Source organism: Pedobacter sp., from assembly GCF_040513095.1.
GTDB lineage: Bacteria > Bacteroidota > Bacteroidia > Sphingobacteriales > Sphingobacteriaceae > Pedobacter.
Genome location: NZ_JBEVDX010000064.1, coordinates 1 through 3,502, shown reverse-complemented (window position 1 = coordinate 3,502; position 3,502 = coordinate 1). Strand labels below are relative to the sequence as shown.

Sequence of the window (3,502 nt, the reverse complement as noted above, 5' to 3'; positions counted from 1 at the left end):
ATGTTAATCTGCGCGTAATTGACCAGGAAAGTGTAATCATACTTACTGGTATCGTCTGTGATCAGATCGATTGACATTATATTACTATTTTGCTGCTTTGTGGTGGTAATACCTTGCTGGATAACCTCGGGGGGTAACTGGCTTTGCGCTTGTGATACCCGGTTTTGTACATTGACTGCTGCCTGGTCGGCATCAGTACCGAGTTTGAAGTAGACGCTGATCACAAGGATACCATCATTACTAGCCGTAGAGTTCATGTACATCATATTCTCCACACCATTAATAGATTCTTCCAGAGATGGCGCTACCGATCTTAATAAGGTCTCTGCATTTGCTCCCGGATAGGTAGCCGTTACCTGGATTGCAGGAGGAGCGATATCAGGGAATTGCTCAAGTGGTAACTGGGTCAACCCCAATATACCTAGGATCACTAGTAGCACGGATATGACCGTTGCGAGCACCGGGCGCTGTATGAATTTTTTAATCATGATAATTTATTTATTGTTTTCGTTAGCGGCTAACGGAATAGTCGTTATGCTTTGTGGTTTAATTTGGTCACCTTCTTTCAAATGTTCAATGCCGGAGGCCACGATTTTAGTACCTGCCTTAATTCCGCTGCTGACCAAATATTTATCCCCGCTTTTACCGGTTATAATAATTGGCTGCCTGCTAACCTTATTACTGTCACCTACTGCAAAGACAAATGTTTTATCCTGCAATTCAATCGTAGACTCCTGGGGAATTAAAGTTGTGTTTTCATGGATCAGACTTAGGCGAACTTTTCCTGTATTGCCTGATCGCAGCATCATATCAGGGTTGCCAAAAGTGGCCCTTAAAGTCACGGCACCAGTATTTTTATCGAACTGCCCGTCTACCATATCAATCCGGCCTGGCAGATTATAGACACTGTTGTCGGCAAGAACCAGCCTCGCCGCTGGCAGGTTTTTTAACTTTTCATCCAACGTTGCACCTTTGTACAGCTTTTTAAAGCTAATGAAGTCACTTTCGCTCAGGGAAAAATATACACGGACTTCATGAATATCAGAAAGCAAAGTAAGCGGCGCGAGATCATTCGATGTAACCAGACTACCCATTCTTTTGTTCAGCCTGCCGATATAGCCACTTACTGGTGCCTTTAGCTTCGTATACTCCAGATCTATCTGCGCTGTTCTGACGTTCGCACGGGCCTGTTCTATATTTCCTTCCGCCGTCTCCCTTGCTGAAAACGCTGTTTTTAATTGGTAGCTTGATATGACCTTATTTTGTACAAGCGGGGTAAGTTTATCAATTTCCAGTTTGGCATTGGACAACGCTCCTTCAGATGCATGAAGACTGGCTTTCGCGTTGTTTAATCGTTCTTTGAATGGACGGTCATCAAGTTGAAACAGCAGCTGACCTTTCTGTACATATGTACCTTCATCAACAAAAACCTGCTGAATTTTACCGTCCACCTGTGGGCGTACTTCAACATTTATTAATCCCTCAATAGCTGCAGGATATTCCTTAAATGTGGTTACTGTATCGGCCCTGACGGTCGTAACCGGCAGTTCTTTAACAGCGGAAAGCTGAAGTGGTTGGCCCTCGCTGCATCCCCAGAATAGGACAACTAAAATCAGGGGAGCGATTCGTTGTTTACCAACTAAAGGAAAAAGGTGTTTATCGAGGTTAAATCTGAAAATTGACATAATTAAGTATTTATTTGTTTAAGTGTTTGCTAGTTGAAAAAGGGCTATACTTCTTCGATGTATGGCTCTTTCGAAAGGTCGTTGCCAGGAGCAATAAGCGTATCGATAATGCCAGAGATGGCTTCGGTTAAGATTTGTTCGCTTATTTTCTGCGGAACATGACTGCCAATCAGGTTGATTGATATAAGGCCATGCACAAATGACCAGCACGCATAATAATATTTTTGAATGATCTCGCCGGCTTTCTCAACCTGCCCTACAAGCAGGCCGATTACTTCGGAGAAAAGTGCAGCGGGAACCTGCGAATCTGTTCGCGGCTCATTGATATCGCAGCATGTAGTTTCTACGCCAAACATAATTTGATATAAGTGTTGCTCTGCAAATGCAAAATCCCAGTAGGCAGCCCACATTAGCAATAGTTGTGCTTTAGGATCACTTTCGGAGTTATTCCGTGCCTGATTAATTCTTTGCGAAAGCTCTAGAAAACCCAGCCGCGCTAATTCCTGAAGCAGGGCTTCCTTGCTATTGAAATACTCATATATGGCGGGAGGGCTATACTCTATAGAATCAGCAATCTTTCGCATGCTTACCGAATTCCAGCCTGATCCTTTCCCTATAGCGAGTGCAGCTCTCAAAATATTACACCTGATATTTTCTTTATGCCTGTTGATTCTCTCTTTGCTTCCCATAGTAATTTACCTGTCAGCATACCACTTAACCGCGATAGCTTTATTAACAGTGTAAAGGTAGGAGGCACTCAGTTCATGAAATAGGGCATAATCAAACGGATATATTGCAATTTCAAACAACTAAGGTTTTACGAAAGGTGCTCGGGGTGGCATGTCCATTTTTCTTAAAAAATTTGAAGAAGTGGGCAAGATCTTCAAACCCTAAGCACCAGGCAATCTCCATAATATTCCAGTCTGTATTTTGAAGCAAAATCCGTGCTTCCTGCATAATTCGGTCAGCAATTAGTTGTGAAGTTGTTTTATTGTTCACTTCTTTTAAAGAACGGTTTAAATGATTAACATGAACTGACAAATTATCTGCAAACTCAACAGGGTGCCGAAGATGCATCCGACTGGATGTATTTAAAATTGGGAATTGTCCTTCCAAAAGTTCATTAAAGCAGGTAGCAATGCGAATGGAACTGCTAGATTCCCTAGGATGAAATTGTGCTGCAGGCTGTAGCTTAAGTGTGTCCAGGATTAATTGCAGGACCTGCGTTCTCAGCACGTCATATTTGTAACTGAAATCCATAGCCATTTCATTTTCCATTTGCTTAAAAACTTTTGTAAAAAACTCCATCTGAACAGCAGTAATTTCTATCAGAGGGGAAACGCCTGGTTTAAAGAGTGGATAGTCGCTGATTTTAGCAAATTGGTCAAAAAAGTGTTCCTTAAAAACACAAAAATACCCTGGATATTGTTTACCAATCGGCTCAAAGCGATAAACCATGTCAGGTCTTGAAAAAAGAATAGCGTACTCTTTATATTCAATGACCTTATCAGCATAATACATACGATTATGCCCATGATGAAGACTAATCTTAAAAAGTCCTTTACGGTTATAAGGCTGGCAAAGGAGATGTTGATCAACGGGGGCATAAACTACCTTAAAATCACCAGGAAACAAATCTTCCTGCAAAACCCATTTATTCTCAAAGTCGATATGCTGCTCGCGCGTTAAAAGCTGTGTATTCATGATCTTCCTCTTTTTTTTGTGTCGTTTGTTTCAAAATTCTACCTAATGCTACTGAACACTTTTTAAATATTCGCTATTTTATGTCTCATTTAGGCAGAAAACTATTTATTAAT

General features: G+C 41.3%; 4 protein-coding genes. All 4 read right to left on the bottom strand.

Annotation, left to right across the window (positions count from 1 at the left end):
- The coding region (locus tag ABWY16_RS08590; protein ID WP_353904234.1) for an efflux RND transporter permease subunit at positions 1-488 on the bottom strand (488 nt) is incomplete at its 3' end.
- 6 nt (positions 489-494) lie between these two features.
- Entirely contained in the window at positions 495-1,685 is a 1,191-nt protein-coding gene (locus ABWY16_RS08585) for an efflux RND transporter periplasmic adaptor subunit (RefSeq protein WP_353904233.1), read from the bottom strand.
- A gap of 44 nt (positions 1,686-1,729) precedes the next feature.
- Entirely contained in the window at positions 1,730-2,374 is a 645-nt protein-coding gene (locus ABWY16_RS08580) for a TetR/AcrR family transcriptional regulator (RefSeq protein ID WP_353904232.1), read from the bottom strand.
- Between the two features lie 112 nt (positions 2,375-2,486).
- Entirely contained in the window at positions 2,487-3,389 is a 903-nt protein-coding gene (locus ABWY16_RS08575; protein ID WP_353904231.1) for a helix-turn-helix domain-containing protein, read from the bottom strand.
- Between the last annotated feature and the right edge of the window lie 113 nt (positions 3,390-3,502).

Excerpts from the sequence above, each read along its gene's own strand:
- ABWY16_RS08580 (WP_353904232.1), bottom strand. The coding sequence starts at position 2,374 with ATGGGAAGCAAAGAGAGAATCAACAGGCATAAAGAAAATATCAGGTGT.
- ABWY16_RS08575 (WP_353904231.1), bottom strand. The coding sequence starts at position 3,389 with ATGAATACACAGCTTTTAACGCGCGAGCAGCATATCGACTTTGAGAAT.
- ABWY16_RS08585 (WP_353904233.1), bottom strand. The coding sequence starts at position 1,685 with ATGTCAATTTTCAGATTTAACCTCGATAAACACCTTTTTCCTTTAGTT.